General features: G+C 63.5%; 17 protein-coding genes. 12 read left to right on the forward strand and 5 right to left on the reverse strand.

The genetic code is table 11. From position 1 onward, the window contains the following. Nucleotides 1–23 precede the first annotated feature (23 nt). A complete protein-coding gene (locus AC57BR_RS09335; RefSeq protein WP_496359791.1) occupies nt 24–977 on the reverse strand; it encodes an NAD(P)-dependent oxidoreductase in 954 nt (317 codons plus the stop codon). An 82-nt stretch (nt 978–1,059) separates the two neighbouring features. On the opposite strand from AC57BR_RS09335, the gene AC57BR_RS09340 reads away from it, so the two are divergent. The 12 genes from AC57BR_RS09340 to AC57BR_RS09395 all read left to right on the forward strand — a co-directional run bounded on the left by AC57BR_RS09340 (nt 1,060) and on the right by AC57BR_RS09395 (nt 13,828). Then, nucleotides 1,060–1,776 (forward strand): FadR/GntR family transcriptional regulator, encoded by a 717-nt coding sequence (locus AC57BR_RS09340; protein ID WP_496359793.1) that lies wholly within the window; start codon nt 1,060–1,062, stop codon nt 1,774–1,776. Next, complete coding sequence (locus AC57BR_RS09345) at nt 1,773–3,272, forward strand: amidohydrolase family protein (RefSeq protein WP_496359795.1); 1,500 nt, start codon at nt 1,773–1,775, stop codon at nt 3,270–3,272. The genes AC57BR_RS09340 and AC57BR_RS09345 overlap by 4 nt, the downstream gene beginning before the upstream one ends. Next, complete coding sequence (locus tag AC57BR_RS09350) at nt 3,269–4,231, forward strand: nucleoside hydrolase (protein ID WP_496359797.1); 963 nt, start codon at nt 3,269–3,271, stop codon at nt 4,229–4,231. Before AC57BR_RS09345 ends, AC57BR_RS09350 begins: the two co-directional genes overlap by 4 nt. 111 nt (nt 4,232–4,342) lie before the next feature. Further along, complete coding sequence (locus tag AC57BR_RS09355; protein WP_496359799.1) at nt 4,343–5,698, forward strand: ABC transporter substrate-binding protein; 1,356 nt, start codon at nt 4,343–4,345, stop codon at nt 5,696–5,698. Between the two features lie 15 nt (nt 5,699–5,713). Further along, nucleotides 5,714–6,628, forward strand: a complete 915-nt coding sequence (locus AC57BR_RS09360; protein WP_496359801.1) for a carbohydrate ABC transporter permease — start codon at nt 5,714–5,716, stop codon at nt 6,626–6,628. Between the two features lies 1 nt (nt 6,629). After that, complete coding sequence (locus AC57BR_RS09365; RefSeq protein WP_496359803.1) at nt 6,630–7,577, forward strand: carbohydrate ABC transporter permease; 948 nt, start codon at nt 6,630–6,632, stop codon at nt 7,575–7,577. A gap of 63 nt (nt 7,578–7,640) precedes the next feature. Beyond that, nucleotides 7,641–8,597 carry a nucleoside hydrolase gene (locus tag AC57BR_RS09370; RefSeq protein ID WP_496359805.1) on the forward strand — a complete coding sequence of 319 codons (957 nt, stop codon included), beginning with the start codon at nt 7,641–7,643 and terminating at the stop codon, nt 8,595–8,597. Nucleotides 8,598–8,687: 90 nt separating this feature from the next. Further along, the gene (locus AC57BR_RS09375) at nt 8,688–9,473 is read left to right on the forward strand and encodes an SDR family NAD(P)-dependent oxidoreductase (protein WP_496359807.1); all 786 of its coding nucleotides are present in this window, start codon (nt 8,688–8,690) and stop codon (nt 9,471–9,473) included. After that, nucleotides 9,473–10,402, forward strand: coding sequence for a polysaccharide deacetylase family protein (locus AC57BR_RS09380; RefSeq protein ID WP_496359809.1), 930 nt, complete (start codon nt 9,473–9,475; stop codon nt 10,400–10,402). Before AC57BR_RS09375 ends, AC57BR_RS09380 begins: the two co-directional genes overlap by 1 nt. 69 nt (nt 10,403–10,471) lie before the next feature. Then, entirely contained in the window at nt 10,472–11,536 is a 1,065-nt protein-coding gene (locus AC57BR_RS09385; protein WP_496359811.1) for a M24 family metallopeptidase, read from the forward strand. A 31-nt stretch (nt 11,537–11,567) separates the two neighbouring features. Continuing rightward, nucleotides 11,568–12,335, forward strand: a complete 768-nt coding sequence (locus tag AC57BR_RS09390; protein WP_496359813.1) for an SDR family NAD(P)-dependent oxidoreductase — start codon at nt 11,568–11,570, stop codon at nt 12,333–12,335. 152 nt (nt 12,336–12,487) lie between these two features. Continuing rightward, nucleotides 12,488–13,828 carry a multidrug effflux MFS transporter gene (locus tag AC57BR_RS09395; RefSeq protein WP_496359815.1) on the forward strand — a complete coding sequence of 447 codons (1,341 nt, stop codon included), beginning with the start codon at nt 12,488–12,490 and terminating at the stop codon, nt 13,826–13,828. A gap of 1,344 nt (nt 13,829–15,172) precedes the next feature. On the opposite strand, the gene AC57BR_RS09400 is transcribed toward AC57BR_RS09395, so the two are convergent. From AC57BR_RS09400 to AC57BR_RS09415, 4 genes are all read right to left on the reverse strand, one after another. Next, complete coding sequence (locus tag AC57BR_RS09400; protein WP_496359817.1) at nt 15,173–17,329, reverse strand: amylo-alpha-1,6-glucosidase; 2,157 nt, start codon at nt 17,327–17,329, stop codon at nt 15,173–15,175. A gap of 517 nt (nt 17,330–17,846) precedes the next feature. Continuing rightward, nucleotides 17,847–19,181, reverse strand: coding sequence for an MFS transporter (locus AC57BR_RS09405; RefSeq protein WP_496359819.1), 1,335 nt, complete (start codon nt 19,179–19,181; stop codon nt 17,847–17,849). Nucleotides 19,182–20,153: 972 nt separating this feature from the next. Continuing rightward, nucleotides 20,154–20,411, reverse strand: coding sequence for a hypothetical protein (locus AC57BR_RS09410; RefSeq protein WP_496359821.1), 258 nt, complete (start codon nt 20,409–20,411; stop codon nt 20,154–20,156). A 337-nt stretch (nt 20,412–20,748) separates the two neighbouring features. Next, a partial coding sequence (locus AC57BR_RS09415) for a CoA transferase (RefSeq protein ID WP_496359823.1) occupies nt 20,749–21,464 on the reverse strand: 716 nt, incomplete at its 5' end.

Below are 21,464 nucleotides of genomic sequence, written 5' to 3' on the forward strand. Positions count from 1 at the left end.
TTATTTGGGGGTTCTCGTGTTGGTCAAACTCGCGCCGTTGAGGCCGGACGGACCTCGTTCAGCAGCTGTGCTCCTGTGCGGAGCGCGTCCAGGTTCCGCTCCAGGAGCCGCGAGGCTGCCTGTGGCCGGTTGCCGGCCACATGGGGTGTGATGATCAGGTTCTCGGTCCCCCACAGCGGCGAGTCCGTGGGGAGGGGCTCGGTCACGAGGACATCGAGCGCCGCGGCCCGGAGCACGCCGCTGCGAAGCGCTTCGAGCAGGTCGCTTTCGTCGACTGTCGTGCCTCGTCCCGCGTTGATGAAGATGGCTCCGGGCTTGAGCGCTCTGAATATGGTCCTGTCGAAGAGGCCGGTGTTCGGGCCTCCAGCGGGGACCAGTGAGATCAGGATGTCTGTCGACTCCAGGAGCCCATGTGCATCCGGGGCGGCGGTGGTGCGATAACCGTCCTTGAACTCAGTACGCCTGCCAATTCCCTCGACGTCAGCACCGAGTTGGGTCAGCAGCGGCGCGAGCCTGGCCGCGATCGATCCGAAACCCCAGATGGCTACCTTTGCGCGGTCCAGAGTGAAGAGGCAACGGCTCCGCTCGGCTGCCTGCTCCCGCATGTACTCCTCGTCCCAGTGCATCCGGCGTTGGGCATCGATGAGGCGGTCGAGCCGCCTGACCGTGGCGAGCGTGAGCGCGAGGACGTGCTCTGCAACGGGCCCGTCATGCAGGGAACGGCCCGAGCAGACGGCGGCTGACTGGGTGAAGCCGGCATCGAGGACCATGTCCGCTCCGGAGGCCAGGGTCTGGACCAGCTTCAGCCCTTTCAGTTCAGTGGCTGCCCGGTCCAGGGCGTCGCCCGGATTCTGCCAAACGACCAGGACCTCCGCGTCCTGGTGTTCCTTTGGGATCGCGGCCGTCACGTCGTATTCGACGAACTCGTGGGGCTGCAGAGGATCGAGCCGGATGGTCGATGGGACTAGTACTTTCATGTTTCCGCTCCTTCGATGAGAGTGCCGGATGTAAGTGATCAAATGTCTTGTGCGTCACATGTTAGACGTCTATAGTCTAAGTATGCAGAGTTCAGATGAGTCAGGGAAGCAGCGCCGGTATCTTTCCGTCGCCCAGGAAATCCTGACCGGAATCGCCACAGAAAAGTACGCGCCGAACGACAGGCTTCCTGCCCACAACGAGATCGCAGCGCAGTTCGGGGTGTCCCGGCCTACCGCACGCGAGGCGTTCCTCGCCCTGGAGCTGATCGGGGCCATCGAGGTGAGGCACGGGGACGGCACGTTCGTCCGGCAGAGCAGGGTCCGCCTCGGCGGCGAGCACGGCTCTCCGCTGGACGTTCCGCCCCGCGAGCTCATCGAGACCCGATGGGCGATCGAGCCTGTCGCGGCGAACCTGGCAGCGAAGCGGATCACCCCCGAACGGATCGAACTGCTCGACCACTACCTCGATGAGCAGCAGCGCGTGGTCGAGGACCCGTCGAAGGTCGCCGAATTCGTCGCCTTGGGTCTGCGCTTCCACGCCGATCTTGCCCCGGGGTGCGGGAACGCCCTCCTTGCGGATGTCATCAGCCAGCTCGTCAACACCGAGCAGCACCCCCTGTGGGCGCTCGTGAACCAGCAGGCGATGCCCGCCATCGCTGCCCGGCAGCGCCAGGTCGATGAGCACAGGGCCATTCTCGACGCCGTGCGCGGCGGCGACGGCCCCCTCTCCTGCGAGACCATGCAAAAGCATCTCGGCGGCCTCGACCGCGCCTTGTTCATGGTCGGAGCCGAGCCGTGAACCCCGGCGTCGCCACCCGTGGCCACACCACCTACGACCTGATCGTCGCCAACGGGCGAGTTGTCAACGCAACAGGCTCCCGCCAAGGATCTGTCCTGGTCAAGGACGGGCGAGTCGTCGACATCATCGGGGCCGGCCAGCCCCTTCCGCCCGCACGGCGGATCGTCGATGCGACGGACATGCTTGTCCTGCCCGGAGGCGTTGACCCCCATTGCCACGTCGGGCAGGTCCTCGGCGAGTTTTCCATGCTCGATGACCATGAGCAGGCGGGCATCGCCGCCCTGTGGGGAGGGACGACGACGATCATCGACTTCGCCATCCCCGACCCGGGCCAGGCGCCGCTTGAGGCCCTGCACGAGAAGCTCAAGTTGCTCGACCGCTGCCGTACCGATGTCGCGATCCACGGAGCCGTCATCAGCTGGGACTCCACGACAAAGGGACAGCTCCAGGCCATGGCCGAGCTCGGCGTACTGACCGTCAAGATGTTCACCACCTACCGCGATGGCGTCATGGCCAGCTTCGAGACGATCGAGAACGTCATGCGCGAGCTCAACATCCTCGGCGGAATGGCGATCATCCATGCTGAGGAGAACCACCTCATCGAGGACACGCAAGAAAAGGCGGTACGAGAGGGGCGGGAGCACGCTCGCTTCCATCCGGAATCCCGGCCCGAGGCGGCCGAAGCCGCCGCCGTCGTCCGTTCGCTCGAACTTGCGGAGAAGACAGGGGCGTCAGTGTATTTCGTCCATCAGACGACGCCGGAGGCCGTCGACCTCGTCGCCGATGCGCGCAGCCGGGGAGTCCGGGCGTACTCGGAGACCTGCCCGCACTACCTCACCCTCGACGACATGGTCTACGAGGGCGAGCACCCCGAGCTGTTCGTGTGCTGCCCGCCGCTGCGTTCTGCGGAAACCGTGAAGAATCTGCGCGCGCTGGCGGGCAACGGACTGGTCCACACGATCGGATCGGACCACTGCTGCTATTCCCGGGAACAGAAGGCCAAGCACTCGCATGACGTGCGCTCGATGCCGAACGGCCTCCCCGGTGCCGAGAGCCGGCTCACAGTCTCATTCGACACCCTCGTGGTGCAGCAGGGCATGAGCGTCGAGAGCTTCGTCGCGCTCTTCTCGACAAATCCCGCCCGGCTCAACGGGCTCAGTACCAAGGGGTGGATCGGCCCAGGTTCCGACGCCGACATCGTCGTCTTCGATCCCGGCCTGACCAAGGCCATCACCGCGGCAGGGCACCACATGAACTCCGACTACTCCCCCTACGAAGGCATGACCTTCACAGGGTGGCCGACAGTCGTGATCAGCAAGGGCAACGTCGTCGTCGACTCCGACGGATTTCATGATCCCGGCCCGGTCGGGCGGTTCCTCCACGCGCGGGCCCGTATCGACTCCGATCCGGCGCTGCCGCCGCAGGCGACGGCGGGCCCGCAGACCCGCTACACGACCAGCACGACCGATTACGCCACAAAGGAGGTACTTACATGAAGAGGAAGGTAGTCCTCGACGTCGACACCGGCACCGATGATGCGATCGCGGTCATGATGGCCGGCCTCGCACCGGAGATCGACCTGATCGCATGCACGACAGTGTGGGGAAACCATGGCACCGAGGAGACGACCGAGAACACCCTCCGGGTCCTTGACCTGCTCGGGCGGGACGACGTACCCGTTCGCCGGGGCCTGGACCGGCCTTTCGCCCCGATCCCATTCATCTTCGAAGACCATGTCGATAGCGCACGTGGGGCGATCCACCCCCACGAATTCCCCATCTCCAGGACCAGTGAACGACAGGCCGAACCCGGCGCAGTCGAGTGGCTCGTCGAGACACTGCGGGCGGCGACCGAACGGGTCACCCTCGTCCCCGTCGCCCCGCTGACCAACATCGCCGCGGCCATCACCCTCGACCCGTCCATCGTCCAGGCGGTCGACGAGATCGTCATCATGGGAGGGGCCCACGCGCTCGGCAACGTCACCCCGTCGGCGGAAGCCAACATCTGGCACGACCCGGTCGCCGCAGACGTGGTCTTCCGGGCTGGCTTCGAACGCCTCGTTCTGGTCCCGCTCGACGCCACTCACCGGGCCAACGTCTCCCTTGGGCAGATCGCGCGGCTGAGGGAACTCGGGCCGGTCGGTGCGGCAGCGGCCGAACTGATCGCCCAGCGGATCCGCGGCTACAACGAAACCCAGCCCATGGATGAAGTGGACACAGCGCCGATCCACGACGCGCTCTGCATCGCCTATCTGCTGGACCCCGAGGTGATCGACATCGCTCCCTACCACGTCGCCGTGGACACGGTCAGCCCGCTGACCTTCGGGAAGACCGTGGTGGATGTGGCCGGGCGCAGCGGGCACAAGCCGAACGCCTACGTGGCGCTCGACGCCGATGCTCAACGCTTCGGCTCGCTCCTTCACGGCGTGATCGCCGCCTCAGGCCCGGCCCGCTGACACCGGCACTGGCCATCCAGCTCACGGCATCGGCCTCAACGATGCCGCGAACAAGAAAAGACAACCCATCAACAGCGCAATGCGCAATCCCCTCAGGAGATGAGATCTCACATGCGTGACTTCCCAATTCTAACCCGGCACCGCCGGGCCGTCGCGGTCACTGCGGCCTTGGCCACGGCGGCGCTGAGCCTCGCCGGCTGTTCCCCAGGGAACTCGGGCGGCAACTCGGACGCCCAAGGCTGCGACGGCGGTCCTGCCACCCTCAAGGTCCTGCGTGCGACGGGGCAACTCCCGACCGATCAGCAGCTGTCGGCCTACACGACCAAGACCAACGGCTGCGTGAAGTTCGACGTCACGGACGTCCCGTTCGGACAGTACGCCGACAAGGTGAGCGTCCTCAGCGCATCCTCGAACGCACCGGACATCTACGGCTACGACATGCCCAACACCGCGAACTATGCGGCTCAGGGCATCCTCCTGCCGCTGGACGACCACATCCCCCAAGGGTGGAAGGACGATGTCCTCCCTGCGACGCTCACGGAGGGCAGCTATGACGGCAAGGTCTACACAATGGGCATCCAACAGGATGTGCTGAGCCTTTACTACAACAAGACCCTGACCGACAAGGCCGGGATCGAAGTCCCCACCACTCTGGACAAGACCTGGACGTGGGAGCAGGCCCGCGACGCGATGCTGAAGTGCCAGCAGGGCACTCCCGGGAACCCGACGGTCTATGGTCTCGCCCCCACCCAGCTGGGCTCCGGAACTCCGGGCCCCATCTACAGCGACCTGCTGTTCCTGCGGAGCAACGGGGATCCGAAGGCACCCAAAGACTCCTCGGCTTACAAGACCTTCTATGCGATCTCCCCCGAGGGGAACGCGGTGGACGGCTGGCTGAACACGCCGGAGGCAGTTGACGCAGCCACGTTCTACCAGTCCCTCTACAAGGGCCCCAAAGCCGTGACGTCGGTAACGGGCCGCCCCAACGCCTTCCTCGACGGCAAGGCGTGCTTCGAAATGTTCCCCACGGCTCAGGTGGACGCCCTGAAAGAGGCCAAGGTGCCCTTCAAGTGGGGGAACAGCCCGCTGCCGTACATGAAGACCCCGATCGTCCACACCGGAGCCATCTCGATCGGCGCGTCGGCGAAGTCCAAGTACAAGGACCAGGCTGCGAAGTTCGTCGTTGCGCTCAGCAGCGGAGACCTGGCCAAGCAGTATGCGAAGGACACCCTGCGCATGCCGACCCTCAACTCCGTGTACAAGAGCCTCCCGGAGTTCCACCAGGCGCCGCAGAACATGTTCTACGAGCAGCTCCAGCAGCGGGGCCAGCCGCGCCCGCCGACAACTCACTTCTCGCAGTACAGCCAGATCGTCGAGGAGGCGCTGAAGAACATCGCCTACGGCAGCGATCCCAAGTCACAGCTCGACCAGGCTGTCTCACAGCTGACGCCGCTGCTGTCGCAGTAGGAGGTATTCCTCATCATGACCACTATGACGTCACGAGGCGTCAGCAGGGGGTCCCGGAAGCGGTCGCGGGGGGACGCACTCGCCGCGGCCGCATTCCTGGCCCCCTTCCTGATTCTCCTCATCATCTTCCAATACGGCCCCGTGGCCATCCTCATCCGGGACAGCTTCTACAGCTACAGCCTGGCGAACCCCGACATCGCGAAGTTTATGGGGTGGGGAAACTTCACCCGCCTGTTCAACGACCCCATCGCCATGCAGTCGATCGGCGTGACCTTGCTTTTCGCAGTCGGTATGGTGGCCCTGGTCATCCCGCTGGCGTTCCTCATGGCGATATACCTGAACCAGAACCTGCCTGCACGGGGCTTCCTCCGCACGGCGGTGTTCCTGCCAGTGGTGACGTCTTCAGTCGTCGTCGCCACACTATGGAACTTCCTTCTGGCCAATCAGGGGCTGGTCAACGCGATCGTGCAGAGCCTCGGGTTCCAGCCGGTCTCGTTCCTTACCGACGCCAGCACCGCCCTGCCATCGATCATCATCATGAGCGTGTGGCAGCAGCTTGGCATGGCAACCATCCTCTACCTGGGCGGCTTGCAGTCCATCCCGGGAGACGTCATGGAGGCCTCCATGCTGGACGGCGCAGGACCGGTCAAGCGTCTGCTGCTGGTCGTCGTCCCCCTGCTCTCACGGACCACCGTGATGGTCGTCGTCGTCACGACTGTCTTCGCCCTGCAGTCCTTCACCCCTGCGTACGTGATGACGCAGGGAGCCCCGAATGGCACCACGAACCTGTTCGTCTACCAGATCTACAAGTCAGCATTCACACTGCAGCAGCCCGGCTACGCTTCCGCGATGTCGATCCTTCTGCTCCTTGGTGCCATCACTATCAGCCTGATCCAGATGCGGCTCCTGCGCACCCGATGGGATTACTGACATGTCTCACTCATTCTCCACAGCAGTTCCCGACCAGCTCGAACTCCCCGAAGCACCCGCACCCGGGTCCCACGGCCCGGCCGGTCCGCCCATAGGTTCCAAACACCCCTCAACACGGCGGATCTGGCGGCGGGTCTGGACGACAGCAGTGATCCTGCTGATCATCGCAGTCTTCCTCCTGCCCTACGAATGGATGTTCATCTCGGGACTGAAGACCCAGGCCGCCATCTTCGACGACATCAAGCCGCTCAGCTGGAAGACGTTCGTCCCCCTTGAGACCACGTTCGAGAACGTCCGGGAGCTCTTCATGGAGCGCGGGGTCGGCAGGGCGCTGATGAACTCCGCGTTCGTCGCCGCCTTCCAGGTGGTGTGCTCGCTGGTGTTGTGCACCACGGCAGCCTATGCCCTAACCCGCATCAAATTCCGCGGTCGGGGAGTGATCTTCGGGATCATCCTGGCGACCTTCATGCTCCCCGCCGAGGCGCTCGTCGTTCCCCTGTACCAGCTCATCTCCACGATGAACCTCCAGGACACCCTGGTCGCCGTGGGCCTTCCGTGGGTTGCCAGCGCGTTCGGGCTCTTCCTGCTCCGCCAGTCGTTCGAAAGCGTCCCGTTCGAACTTGATGAAGCCGCGAAGATTGACGGGGCAGGGCACTTCCGGGTTTTCTGGTCGGTCATCCTTCCGGTGGTGCGGGTCGACCTCATCACCTTCATCCTGATGATCTTCCTCTTCTCCTGGAACGCATTCCTTTGGCCCCTTGTGGTTATCCAGAGTCAGGACAACACCCTGGTTCAGGTTGCCGTAGCCCAGTCAGTCTCCCCGGGTGCTCTGCCCAACTGGGGCCTGACCTTCGCCGGGGCCTCAGTGGCCACAGCGCCGCTCATCATCCTCTTTCTCTTCCTGCAGCGTCTGTTCCTGCCAGGACTGGCCCGCACCGGCCTCAAATAACCCATCCGGGCCCCCTCAAGGCCCGATGCACTCCCAACACATCAATCCAAAAGGAGAAAAACCATGCCGAAGAAGATCATCCTCGACGTTGACCCCGGTCACGACGATGCAATCGCCATCCTGCTCGCCAAGGGCAACCCCGAGATCGAGCTGGCAGCGATCACCTCGGTCGCCGGCAACCAGATCCTGTCCAAGACGACGTACAACACTCTGAGGGTGGCAACTCTGGTCGGCGCCACCGACATCCCGATCGCCGCCGGCGCCGAACTGCCGCTCGTCCGCGACCAGATCACCGACGCCGAGACCATCGCAGGGTCCGTGCACGGCGTCTCCGGGCTGGACGGCCCCGTCCTGCCCGAACCGGCGATGGAGCTGGACCCGCGCCACGCAGCCCAGCTCATCATCGACCTCGTCATGGCCGGAGAGCCCGGCGAGTACACCCTCGTCCCGACCGGGCCACTGACCAACATCGCCCTGGCAATGCGCCTCCAGCCCGCCATCATTAACCGGGTCAAGGAAGTCGTCCTCATGGGCGGCGCCTACACCCAGGGCAACGTGACACCGGCGGCCGAATTCAACATCCTCGCCGACCCCGAAGCCGCGGCCGCGGTCTTCAACGCCGACTGGCAGGTCACCATGGTCGGACTCGACCTGACCCACCAGGCCGTCGCCACCCCCGAGATCAGGGAGCGCATCCGCGCCATCGACACCGACATCTCACGCGTGGTGGACGAATGGCTGGACTTCTTCGGAGCAAACTACGACTCCGTCTGGAAGATGCCGTATCCGCCCATCCACGACGCCTGCGCCGTCGCACGGGTTATCAGCGCGGACATCGTCAAGGCCGAGAAGGCATTCATCACGGTCGAGACCGCAGGGAAGTGGACCTACGGAGAAACAGTCACCGACTTCCTCGGCGCGTACGGCCTGCCGTTCAACAACCTCGCAGCCACCGAGCTCGACTTCGAGGCATTCTGGGACCTCATCATCGAGGCGATCAAGACCGTCAGCAAGTCCTGAACAGCGCCCTGTGAATGAAAGCGGGGCCGGCCACGCTACGGCCGGCCCCGCCGCACGGACCCATCCAACCGACAACCGAAAGGTACACGCATGCGTCTCTCCGGCCGCACCGCAATCGTCACCGGCGCCGCCTCCGGCATCGGACGCGCCATCGCCCTCCGCTTCGCCAGAGAAGGCGCATCGGTGGTCGTCAGCGACATCCGCGAGGAGCCCATCTGGAACGGCGAGGAAGCTGTTCCCACGGCAACTGCGATCCAGCAGGAGGGCGGGACCGCTGTCTACCAGCAGACAGATGTCTCCCAGGCCCAGGACATCGACGCGCTTATTGCCCGGACCGTGGACGAGTTCGGCCGCCTCGACATCCTCGTGAACAACGCCGGCGTCGTCTTCTCCTCCTCGGTCCTTGACACTTCAGAAGAGGACTGGGACAAAGTCATGGATGTAAACCTGCGGGGCCAGTTCCTCAGCTGCAAGCGCGCGATCCAGCAGATGATCGCCCAAGACCCTATCGGCGAAGTCCGGGGCCGCATTGTCAACATCGCATCCCAACAAGGCTTCATCGGGCCGCCCAACTTCTTCGCCTACGCGGTGAGCAAGGGCGGCATGGTCCAGATGACAAGGCAGCTCGCCGTCGATTACGCCCAACACGGAATCCTGGTCAACGGGGTCGCACCCGGACGGATCATCACCGGCACCCACCCAGGGGAGATCGACATGAGCGACCCCGTGCTTGCCTACTCACGGTCCCGCACCCCGTACCCCCGGCTCGGCCGGCCCGACGATGTCGCCGGAGCCGTCCTTTTCCTCTCCTCTGACGACTGCACGTTCGTTTCAGGCCACAACCTGCCCGTCGACGGCGGATGGTTGGCCTACTGATGGCGCACACCTTGACGAACGGCCCGGAACGCGATCTCGTAGGATATGGAAGGCTCCAGCCCAAGGTCACCTGGCCGGACGAGGCGAAGATCGCCGTCAACATCGTCGTCAACTACGAAGAGGGCTCCGAGTACTCCTACGCTTCCGGCGACGGGGAGAACGACATCCTCGGCGACTCGGGATACCGATTCCCAGCCGGAGTCCGCGACCTCGCCCAAGAATCAATGTACGAGTACGGAAGCCGCGCCGGAGTCTGGAGGCTCCTGCGGCTCTTCGACGAGTTCGGCATCAATTGCACCTTCTTCGGCTGCGCCGTGGCGTTCGAGAAGAACCCGGAGGTCGCGCGGGCGGCGAGCAACATGGGCCACGACCTCGTCTCCCACGGATGGCGTTGGGAGGAGCACTGGCGGCTGAGCCGGGAGGAGGAACGCGAGCACATCCGAATGGCCGTCAAGTCATTCGAATCCACCTGGGGATCGCGGCCAACCGGCTGGTACTGCCGGTACGGGCCGTCGGTCAACACCCGGGAGCTCGTCGCCGAGGAGGGCGGCTTCGACTTCGACTGCGATGCCTACAACGACGACCTGCCCTACTTCACCACCGTCCAGGGCCGAAATCACCTCGTGGTGCCCTACTCCCAGACGTACAACGACTCGCAAGGGTCAAAGAATCCGGCGGAGTTCTACGACTACATCCGGCGCGCCTTCGACGAGCTCTGGCTCGAGGGCGACCGTGGCTTCCCGAAGATGATGTCGATCGGGCTGCACCCCCGCCTCGTCGGCCAGGCTGCCCGCACCTCTGCACTGCGGGACTTTCTGACCCATGCCCATTCCAAAGGCGGGGTCTGGTTCGCACGGCGGACAGACATCGCCCAGTGGTGGCTCCAGCACGGCGAATCGTTCCCCCGCGCAAGCGTAGTGGGCGACTAGATGCCTGGGCGGGACCCTGCGGTCACCCGCAGCATCCTTCAAGGGCGGTGGGAACGGGTCTGGCGGGCAATGGATCAAGACCGAGTCGATTCCCTGATCGTCTACGGCCTCGGCGCACTCTCCAACTACGGCCCCTTCACGTACCTCACCGGCCACCTGCCCAGCAACAAGGGCCTCTACACGGTCATCCGCCAAGGGCAAGCGCCGGTGATCCTTGCACCCAGCCCCGGCGCCGCCCAGCCAATCCACGCCGACGACCCCCAGCCGGGGGTCTGCGTGGCAGCGGCATCCGGGACCGGGCGGGAAGCCTACCTCGAGACCGTCATCGGACACGCCGTCGGGACGGTCGGTTTGATCGCCCCCACGGCCGCCGGGCTCCCGCACGCAGACTACCGTCGGCTGGTCAATCTCCTGGGCGCCGAACCGCACGACAGCGCACCACTGCTCGCAGAAGTGAGACGCCGGACTGATCAGGACGACGTGCAGGCACTGGGCGAAGGAGTGCGCAGGGCACAAAGGGCGCTGGAAGCATGCAGCCAAGTCGTCCGCGTCGGCGACACCGAGCAACAGGCGGCCGCCGCCATCACCACCCAGCTCAAACTCCAGGGATCACGGATTGACATCGTCCACGTCTGCGCTGGCCTGTTCCGCGGTCAGCACCCCACAACGGAGCCCATAAGGGAAGGCTCCGTGGTCACCGCCTTCGCCGAAACCGCAGGAGCGAGTGGGCACTGGGCCGAGCTCGGGGCCGTGTTCCTTGCCGGCGAGGTCAGCGACGGGCGTCGGGAGCTCGCCTTGACGGCCATCTCAGCCCTATCGGAAGGAGCAGCGCTACTCACGGAGGGCACACAGATCCAAAGCATCGCCCAAGCGCTCACTTCGGCGATCGGCCGTGTTGGACACCCGACGATAGGCCTGGGCCACAGCACGGGGGTCGATGAGGGCCACACCCTCATCGAAGCGAGCGAGGACGGATTGGTGCGGGCAGGAGACGCCTATGCCCTTCACCCCTCTGTTTCCTCCGGAGAGCGGGCGGCTGCCGTGGCCGTCGCGAACACGTTCTTAGTCGCGGCCGACGGCCCCAAGTCGTTCACCGATTTCCCCTATCACCTGCACCAGATCCCTTCTCACTGAAAACAGCCCCAGCGGGGCGGATTGGAGACCAGTGTCAACGCTGAAGAGCGCCATCATCACCGGAGCCGCAAGCGGTATCGGCCAGCAGACAGCCGTCGCATTCGCGCGGGACGGAATCAGGTCAGTCATCGGCTGGTTCCCCGGTGACCCGCACGACCCGGAAGAAACCATCGCCCAGGTCAAGGAGAACGGCGGGGAAGCCGTCGTCCACGAACTCGACGTCAGATCCGCGCAAGAGACCGAGCGCTTCGCCCAACGCGCACTGGACGAGTGGGGACGGCTCGACATCGCCGTCGCCAATGCAGGCATAGTGCGCCTGCACCCACTCCCAGATCTCACCGACGAGGCGTGGGACGACCTGATGTCCGTCGACCTCACCGGGGTGATGCGGGTCTTTCGAAGCGCCGCAGCCCGGATGGAAAATGGCGGCGCACTCGTCGGTGTCTCCTCCATCTCTGGAGGCGTCTACGGCTGGCCCGACCACGCCCACTACACCGCCGCCAAAGCAGGGGTCCTGGGCCTGTGCAAAGCCCTCGCAGTAGAACTGGCGCCCCGCGGGATTCGGGTCAACTCGGTGATCCCCGGCGTGATCGACACGGCCCAGACCCAGGATGAAATCAACTCCTTCGGCCGCCAGGGCCTCGGACGCGCCGGCGCCAACATCCCGGCCGGACGTGTGGGCCGGCCCGAGGAGGTCGCCGCCGCCATCAACTTCCTCGCCTCAGGAGCGGCCAGCTACATTACCGGGCAGCAGCTGATCGTGGACGGCGGGCTCACCGTCCACATGCCCGTCGCCTGAGCCGCGGCGCATTTCGCCCGGCCAACCGCCGATTTAGTTTTCAAAGAAAGCCCTAGTGCTGAGGCTCTCCCCGGCAGGAGAGCTCCCGCATTGCCAGGCCGGTCCGCACCGACGCGCCCGCTCACCCCCTGACCGACGAAAGGACCGCCGTCATGCCTCCGCCCGCCGCGAATCGAGCATTCAGCCTCAGCACGGGGTCGCTGCTCGTGCTCGCCTTCCTCCAGACGGCTGCGCCAATGTCCACGGATATCTACATTCCCGCGTTCCCGCGGGTGCAGGGGGACTACCGTGCGACCGCGTCCGAAGTGCAGCTCACGCTCACAGGATTCTTCCTCGGCCTGGCCTGCGGCCAGCTGTGCTTCGGAGCGCTTTCCGACCGCTGCGGCCGGATCGTTCCGCTCCTGTTCGGCAACGTCCTCACAATCGGGGCATCGGTGATCGCCGCCCTCGCCCCTTCGATCGAGGTGCTGATAGCAGCTCGCCTTGCGCAGGGACTCGGAGCCGCAGCCGGTCTCGTCATCGGTCAGGCCATCCTCATGGATCTCACCCGTGGTCCAGAGACCGCCCGGATGATGAGCCTCATGGGGACAATCGGAGGGGCCGCGCCGGTCCTTGCCCCTTCCATCGGGGCCCTCCTGGAGGGGCCAATCGGCTGGCGAGGCCTCATGTGGGCCCTCGCCGGGCTCTTCGTAATCATGATGGGCGCGGTCGCCCTGGTCCTCCGTGAGACGCGGCCGGCCGAAGCGAGGCGTACCGCAAGCCTCATCGGCGGGCTCGGCCAAGTGATTGACGTGCCAAGGTATCGTCTGTTCGTCCTACTCTTCGCCACGACGTTCGCAGCCATGATCGGGTACGTTTCCGCGTCGAGCTTCGTGTACCAGGAGGTCATGGGATTCACTGCCCTTCAGTATGGAATAGCGTTCGGAATCAATGCGGCGGGGATGATCTCCTCGGCGTACATTGCTTCGCGTCTCGCCCGTTCAGTAGGGCCGCTCCGAATCGTGAAGATCGCAGTACCGGCCGCACTTGGGTTCAGCGTGTTGGTCCTCATAATCGCGGTCCTCCCCGTCCCCCGCTGGTTCCTTGCCTTGCCGATCTGGCTCACAGTCAGCACCATGGGCTTCATTCAGGGGAACTTGACTGCCCTCGCTCTCGAGGCAGTCCGGCATGTTTCCGGCAGCGGCGCGGCGGGGCTGGGGTTCACCCAGTTCATCTTCGGCGCCGCAGCCACTCCACTATCTGGCCTTGGCGGCGCAGGCACCCCCATCCCGATGGGGCTGCTCATGGCCACGGCGACAGGCATTGCAACTCTTTTGCTAGCCACCGCAATTCACCGCGGATCCCTGCGGGACGACGGACTCAACGGGCGTAGCAATCCGGCGTACAGGATTGAGCCGTTTCGCTTCGCGCCTCCCCGACCCGCCACCGAACCTGACACGACCCTGAACACGAATTCCTCACCTCCGGCGATGCAGCCGCCGTCCGAGCGGTGACCACTCGCCCTCTAAGTGCCTGGTACACGTGCACATTGATTTCAAACTGTTCGTGCTCAGCTTGCTTATTGTTGGACGAGGACATGTGGATTTGGAGCACACCCCGACCTGACGTCAGGTCGAAGCGCCCAAGGCGTCGGAATTGGTTCGCTTCATCTATTACTGGCACTGAGCCAAGAAACGTTTGAATCGCTACCTGACACGTCTGGCTCGTTCCCTGTCGACGGGGCGACAGGGGCTGTCAGATTGTGGCTTCCTGCCGGCTCAGGTGCTTCGGCGGCTCATCATTCGGTCATGCAGTCACCCAACAGGCTGGCAATGAACAACCATGAGAGACCAGCCAGGCAGCAGGCACAGCGCTTCGGGACACCGCGGCAAAGAATCCACAGCGTCATGTAGTCGACTCCGGCGGCAGCCATGAACAGCTATCGACGGAAAGACCGTCGATCCATGGAAGAAGGACGGTGAGCATCATGGGCTACAACGCAGGGCAACGCTGTCTTGTCGGGCAGTATCGGACAGCCTGTGGGCGCCGGCGACACCGATTCCCTACCGGTCGAGCGCAAGTCACGTCGTCCTCCCCCGCACCCACCATGAAGAAGAAAAGCCACCAGCAGCCGCTAAGGAGGACCCAGGGGAACACCCAGCAAACCGATAAAGAAGCTCGCACGGAATTTTTCACAGGTCATGTTGGCCGAGCCCTAAACGTCCATGAACTGCTAACGAACAACAACCCGTCCCTCCAGGAAGGCAAGGAGGCCACCGGCCACAGCACCGGCCAGCAATGAAAAAGGCCCCCGCAGGGGCCCACAAGTGAACAAAATGTGCACACTCAGAGGCTAAAAAGCCCCTGAACAGGGAAAACACGTGCCCGAGGTGGGACTCGAACCAGCCTCCCCCCCTGAAAATCCGCCACTTTCCCGAAAACATCCCCAGTACGGCCCGGTCCGATGCCGGTACAACCGAATCCGAAGCGCAGGGTGTGGACACTGTCCACACCCTCTTTTCGTTCACTCTGATGCACCCTCCAAGGAATGCCGTAGCCACGCCAACGCACAATGTCTGTTGCGTCCTCTTCATTCCGCGCTATGCCACGAAGGTCCGCTGTCCTAGCCGCGGCTGGGCGTGCTGCCTTGACCGAGCCGCAGCCTACGGGGGAAGCTGCAGGATCGGACTCCACGAGCGTCATGGGTTTCGCCTCCTTCGGACATTTCATGGCCGAAAGAATAGAAACCTGCATGACCATGACACTTCGCCCAGCCCCCCGGTAGCGCCGGCGGTGTGGTGGTGTGATTTTCTCCTGTCTTGGACCCTTGGAACTCGGCGAGGAGGAACGCACCCTCGCTAAGCCCCACTAGACTTTTCACGCCGTTGTGCCAGGTCGGCAGCTCTCGGTCGGATTCCGTGGTGAAACAGCATGCCTTTGGGTAGTCCCTGCACTGTCGCGGTGGATCCGGAGATGTCGATGGTGATCCGGCTGTCCGCCATGGGGGCGTTGGTGATGTGCAGGTCGCCGTAGGATTCCGGGAGCGCTGGATCCATCCAGAGGCCGCCGCGGGCAACGTCGGCGTAGTAGCCCATCAGGTTCTTCACGAGCTGGATTGGCGTGGTCGCGGCCCAGGCCTGCGGTGAGCATGCCGTGGGATAGGGAACGGGTTCGTCGTAGTGCTCCCGGCTGAAGCCACAGAACAATTCGGGCAACCGCCCTTCCGAGTACTCAGCGGCTTCAAACAGGGCTGTCGAGATCCGCTGCGCCTGCTCTATGAACCCGTATCGCACGAGTCCGTTAGCGATGATCGCATTGTCATGCGGCCAAACTGATCCATTGTGGTAGCTCGCGGGGTTGTAGGCGGCCATGTCGCTTGCCAAGGTTCGTATGCCCCAGCCGCTGAACATTTCCGGGGACATGAGTCTTTCGACAATAAGTGGAGCCTTGTCGTCGTCGACGATCCCGAACATCAAGCATTGCCCCATGTTGGACGCGCAGGCATCGACCGGCCGCTTGCGGCCGTCCAGGGCGACAGCATAGTAGCCGCGGTCGGGCAGCCAGAACTGCTCGTTGAACTGTCTCTTTAGCTGCGCCGCGAGGTCCCGGTACTCAGCCGACAGGTCCATATCGCCGGCGTCGTAGGCTATCCAGGAGCGGGCCAGATACGCGCTGTAGATGTAGCCCTGCACCTCGCACAGTGCGATCGGTGGCTCAGCCATCCTGCCGTCGGCAAAGTTGATGCCGTCCCAAGAGTCCTTCCAGCCCTGGTTGATTAGTCCGCGATCGTTGAGCCGCGCGTACTCAACGAAGCCGTCGCCGTCCTTGTCGCCGTAGTCGCGGATCCAGTCCAGTGCGCGATCAACGTGTGGCAGCAGGGCCGAGATGGTTTCTGCGGCGAATCCCCAGCGGCTGACTTCGCCGAAGAGGGCCACAAACAGCGGGGTGGCATCGACGCTGCCGAAGTAGGTAGATTTGCCGCCCAGCGCCAGTCCGCTGGAGACGTCGAACCTCACTTCGTGCAGGATCTTGCCCGGTTCCTCTTCGCTCATCTCATCCACAACGCTCCCTTGGCGGTCCGCGAGGGTCTGGATGGTTCCGAAGGCGAGGGACGGATCTACCGGGAGTGCCATGAGCGAGGCCCATAGCGAGTCGCGCCCGAAAAGGGTCATGAACCATGGGGCGCCGGCAGCCACTACCACCCGCTCCGGGTGGCCGGGGTCCTCAATGCGAAGTGCACCGAGGTCGTCATAGCTGCGCCGCAGTGTCCGTTCGATCGAAGGATTACCGATGTGTAGGACGGGAATCTTGGATACCCACTCCTGACGGCGCCGGTCGCGAGGAGACATTTCTCCCTCCTTGGGGCGAACAAAGCGGCCCCTAGGGCCGCTGCCGTCTGAGAGGGGCACCGCGGTTATGGTCGCACTCCACTCTCCGTTTGGAGGGACGCTGATCCGATAAATCAGGCCGTCAGCGGCTATGTCGGCTCCCTTAGCCGACACCGAAACGCCTTTCCGAATGTCCTGCCACGCCGCCCGAATGGTGAGTGAACTCTTTGTCAGTTCACGGGACTCTTCCCAACGCCGCTGTATCCGTGCTTCCTTCACTTCGAAAAGATCCGCGAAGTCTGCCTCAACCTGGAGAGCAAGCAAGCACTCGACAGCACCAGGCGAGTAATTCCGAATGGTAATCAGTTCCAGTAATCCAGCCCCCACCTCCCGTAGGCGTTCAATGATCAGCGGGCTGTCGGCATACCCGTCGGCGCGCGGCACGCGTCCGACAAACAGGCCGCGGTACGGCTCCCTTGCCTTCGCCGCGAGCGGCTCCAATGGCGCCCCATTGACGGTTAAGTTCCAGCGGGAGAGAACACGGGCGTCGTCGACGAACAGCCCATGGGGATATTCCGGGGAGATGTCACCATTGGCTGATGAGATGCAAAAGGATGATCCCTCGACCAAGGTGACTGAGCCCGCCCCCACGGGCCCGGCAGCAGTGTCAGCATTCCATCCAGCCATCCCGGCTCCTTCAATGGATTGACTTCAACGGCTGCGCTGGAGTCATCTAGCTCATCGCCTACCGAAGACGCTACGCCCGCGGGCTACTTGATGCCAGCCCACCAAACGTGGCGGAACCAGCTACGTAGATCGCCGGTGAGGCCACTGGGTCTCCTCGCAAAATAAGGACATTCAGACGTGCGCCCGGAGCCACATACTGTACGGGAAGAATGAACGGCCATCGGCTCTTGCGCTGACCGCCAATGCCATCTAGCACTCAAGCACATGCTGCCAAGCTCTGCGGTGCCTTCGGCCCCATGGGCTCGGACGTATTGTTGTCCGGGCCCCGTCGCCCATGCCATCAAAGCGCGGAACGGGCGGCAACGTCACGAACGATGTCGAGTACAGCGACGAGAGGGTGAGCGGGCTGCTTTAAGCGCGAAACGGGTGCACTTGATACCCGAGTATCAAGTGCACCCGCAGCAATCGAGGCCTAGGCCAGGGAAGTTATCAACCGTTCAGCGCCACTGCAGCGCAACTATTCTTTTCGGAGTCCCAGCTTGTGAGTGGGAACTTTATGAGTCTCTGCGCAGGTCATAAAAGCGATTGCGGCCAAGATGCCGAATCCGAGACACATCCACGCGACCGGCTGCCAGTTCGCCGTATCGCCGGCAATCATAGCGACAGCGATTGCCGGTCCGAACCCGGCAGTAAGTTGGCCAACGCTGAGGCTGATTGCCATGCCGCTATAGCGGACATTCGGGGGGAACTGTTCCGGAAACGCCGCCATGAAGGCGGCGTTCGGCATGGCGTAGAAGATACCAATGAGCACGATGCTACTGGTGAACATCAGAACGATGTTCCCGGCATCGATCGCATGGAAGAACGCGAACATCATTGCGCCGCCGCCAATCACGCCTGTAATGAATACCGGCTTGCGGCCAATCCGATCGGAAAGTAGGCCGAACAGTGGTTGAGTAAACACGGCGGCCAAGTTGGCAGCGGCTATTGCAAAAAGTACCGTCCCGCGCTCGATCCCGTGCTCGACAGCGTAGGCGAGGCCAAACACATTGAGCATGGTGTTCAAGATCGTGAACGTGGCGCTGAGGATAAGACGTACGACGGTGTGCCAGTGGTAGCGGAACAGGTCAACCGCCGGAATGGGCGCGACCTGGCTGGATGCCTTTGCCTCCTCGAAGACCTCCGGCTCGGGGAGCCGGCGGCGAACCCAAAAGGCGACCCCAGTGAGCAGAATGCTGATCAGGAAGGGTACGCGCCAGCCCCAGCTGAACAGGGCCTCGTCGGGAAGCATGGCCACGGGGATGAACACCACAGTTGCCAGAACGACTCCGAACATGACTCCGCTGATCGTGAAGCTGACGGTGAACGCACGACGGTTGTCTGGAGCATGCTCCATCGACATCGAGGCTGACCCGGGCGACTCACCGCCCGCCGAAAGGCCCTGCATCAAGCGCAGCGCAACAAGAATAACTGGTGCAGCGATGCCGATCTGATCGTAAGTGGGCAGGCAACCGATCAGGAATGTTGCCGTCCCCATGAGACCAAGGCATGCAACGAGGGTGTTGCGCCGGCCGATCTTGTCGCCCAAATGTCCCCAGAGTGTAGCGCCGAGAGGACGAGCAATGTACGCCACCCCCAGGGTACTAACCGAAAGGAGTGTTGAAGCGTTCTCTGCTGGGAAGAACAAGGTTCCGAAGATCAACGCGGAAGCGGAGGCGTAGATGAAGAAATCGTAATACTCCAGTGTGCTTCCGATGAAACCGGAGACAGCCGCGCGCCGCGCGTTTTTGCTCATGGGAAGGCGGGGCGGCCGTTTTACGTCCAGATCTTCCATAACGGGATTTGTGTTCATTACGATGTCCTAAACTTTGCGGTTTACAGTGAGAAAACTCCGCTACGGAGAAATGCGATAAATTGGGGACGAATGGCACGAATTACTTCGACCTCGAAGCACGTACGCAGCTGACTTATTGGACGTTCGCGAACGCCCATTGGGGTCGAGGAACTCAAACTGGGTGGACTTGAAAAGCTGATGCGCCTAGGTGTAAACCAGCGTGGGATGACATCGCCATTGAGCTCCTGTGGAAATCGAGTTGGAAGCTGGCTATTCAACGTCCAACGAGTAACGACTAGCGACATTCATACCGGTGACTCGCATCACAAGGCATTGCACCATGCTCTGGTATAAAGTCCGAGGTCTGCAAATGATCATTTGTTATGGGCCCATGATCCCCGAGCATTACTCAAGCCGCCTGCCACAAATAGACCTCATTAGCCGCCCTCATGAAGCCCGAGAACCAGGTACTCAAGCGGCGAGTCATAAGTGGCGGGCGAATCGTCGGGTCAGGGTAACCATGCATTCCGCCCGAATCTGTCACTGGTCTTCGCGCCGATATCAATATTCCCAACTTTGTCATCGAAATGTTGAGGGCGGGCGTGCGCCAGTAGTTGCGACGGTACTTAAGGGCGGTTCTTAGGTCTTGGGAGCACGACGGCGAACACGCGTGCCGCTGCGAACCCAGCATCCCTGTGGCCATCACACCACCGCCGAGGCAAGCCGCGGCTCTCACCGCGGAGGAGGACAGAACCGCGGGTGGATCCGGCGTCCGCCGTTAACCGCCAGAGGCCCAGGAACTGCCCGCGGCCGCGGTCGGGCGAGAAGTCGGGGCCCGGCGTCATCACTAGGCCGGGAACTGATGTGGCCGCGCCGGTCCATCACCTTGCCTGCGAGATAGAAGACCAGCATGTCGCTCGCCCCCGGAGAGCGGGTGCACCAGCGAAATCTGGGGCGGGTCGAGGCCCACGTGGTCGGCCCATAGTGGAATCACCACCTGCGCGGAATCACCACCTGCCGGGAGGCGCGCTGGGCGCCGGTGCTCATCACCAGAAGGCCGATTCCGGCAGCCAGGAAAACACCCGTGTGCGAGGCGGCGGCCACGCCGCGCAAGGTGGGCTCTGAACCGGCCGTGGCGGAGGAACCGTCCGTCGCGCCAGGTCGGGTGACCCTCACGGCGGGCACGGCGGCAGCGGTCATGCCTGCCACGCCCACCCAGTACGCACCGCTGATGCCCCCGAATGCCATGGCCGCCGCACCGATCAACGGACGGATGAGCGCGCTGACGGCTCACGCCGCCCAGCGTAGACAGGGCACGGGCGCGGCATTCCACCGGCTCGGCGTCGGTCAGGTACGTCCACCGCGCAGGCTGAACACGGCCGGCGGGCATCCCAACGACGCCCATCGCCACCGCGAGCAGACCGAGCCAAGCACGGCCCGAGCGCACGGAGCCTAAGGTCACCAAGGCCTCGACATCTTCGCTGACGGACCACCCGCCGGCAACCAACATCTGCCGCATGCCTACTCACCGCTGTGGCATCTGGCTCCGACTTGCCCGAATCTTTTCCCGGGAGCGGCAACCACTTCAGCCCGCCTCTACGACCCCCAACGACAACGCCGACAAAGTATCGGGGCTAACGTTGATTTTGGTGGTGGGTGCGTGGAGTTGTTGGTTGTGGGCTCCGAGTTTTGGGCCGAGTGAGCGGACTTGGCCGGGGGTTCGGGAGAGGCGGGGTACGGGGGCGGGTACGGTGAATTTTCCGTATTCTTCGCTTTCGACGGGGACGAGGTTGTGTCGGGCGGCGATGTGGGGGTCTTTGGTGATGTCGCTGGGTTTGCTGACCTTTTCCGCGATTACTCCGACGGATTTCAGGCTCGCGACGGCTTCGTCGGAGTTTTGTGTTCCGAGCCAGGCGCCGAGGGCGTCCTTGATCACTGAGACGGGGATGTCGCCCTCGCCTTGGACCTTAAGGTGCCCGCCTTCCTGGAGGAAGTCCACGACGTTGCCGACGTGTTTTCCGGTGGCCGCGGATACGACCACGAACTTGCCGTCGATCGTGGGCAGGATTTCTGTGATGAAGCCGCCGGCAAACGGGAATGATGCCCCTGCACGGGTGGAATCTATGCCCAGTACGTCGAGGAAGGGCACCTGCCAATCGATCATCCTGAACAGGCCCTCATAGAGGGGCAGGTCGATCATCTGTCCCAGTCCGGAGGTGTTCCGCTCGTGGAGGGCAAGCATCACGCCGAAGGCGCCGAAGACACCGGTGACCAGGTCTCCGTGGGAGTAGCCCGGGTGGA

This window comes from Arthrobacter sp. BGA-UO-ETr-C19, from assembly GCF_059568005.1.

Bases quoted from the DNA above. Each gene is read 5' to 3' on its own strand.
- AC57BR_RS09365 (WP_496359803.1), top strand. From the start codon at position 6,630: ATGTCTCACTCATTCTCCACAGCAGTTCCCGACCAGCTCGAACTCCCC.
- AC57BR_RS09350 (WP_496359797.1), top strand. From the start codon at position 3,269: ATGAAGAGGAAGGTAGTCCTCGACGTCGACACCGGCACCGATGATGCG.
- AC57BR_RS09370 (WP_496359805.1), top strand. From the start codon at position 7,641: ATGCCGAAGAAGATCATCCTCGACGTTGACCCCGGTCACGACGATGCA.
- AC57BR_RS09410 (WP_496359821.1), bottom strand. From the start codon at position 20,411: ATGGCATTCGGGGGCATCAGCGGTGCGTACTGGGTGGGCGTGGCAGGC.
- AC57BR_RS09400 (WP_496359817.1), bottom strand. From the start codon at position 17,329: ATGGCTGGATGGAATGCTGACACTGCTGCCGGGCCCGTGGGGGCGGGC.
- AC57BR_RS09360 (WP_496359801.1), top strand. From the start codon at position 5,714: ATGACCACTATGACGTCACGAGGCGTCAGCAGGGGGTCCCGGAAGCGG.
- AC57BR_RS09380 (WP_496359809.1), top strand. From the start codon at position 9,473: ATGGCGCACACCTTGACGAACGGCCCGGAACGCGATCTCGTAGGATAT.
- AC57BR_RS09385 (WP_496359811.1), top strand. From the start codon at position 10,472: ATGGATCAAGACCGAGTCGATTCCCTGATCGTCTACGGCCTCGGCGCA.
- AC57BR_RS09340 (WP_496359793.1), top strand. From the start codon at position 1,060: ATGCAGAGTTCAGATGAGTCAGGGAAGCAGCGCCGGTATCTTTCCGTC.
- AC57BR_RS09405 (WP_496359819.1), bottom strand. From the start codon at position 19,181: ATGAACACAAATCCCGTTATGGAAGATCTGGACGTAAAACGGCCGCCC.
- AC57BR_RS09335 (WP_496359791.1), bottom strand. From the start codon at position 977: ATGAAAGTACTAGTCCCATCGACCATCCGGCTCGATCCTCTGCAGCCC.
- AC57BR_RS09375 (WP_496359807.1), top strand. From the start codon at position 8,688: ATGCGTCTCTCCGGCCGCACCGCAATCGTCACCGGCGCCGCCTCCGGC.
- AC57BR_RS09395 (WP_496359815.1), top strand. From the start codon at position 12,488: ATGCCTCCGCCCGCCGCGAATCGAGCATTCAGCCTCAGCACGGGGTCG.
- AC57BR_RS09355 (WP_496359799.1), top strand. From the start codon at position 4,343: ATGCGTGACTTCCCAATTCTAACCCGGCACCGCCGGGCCGTCGCGGTC.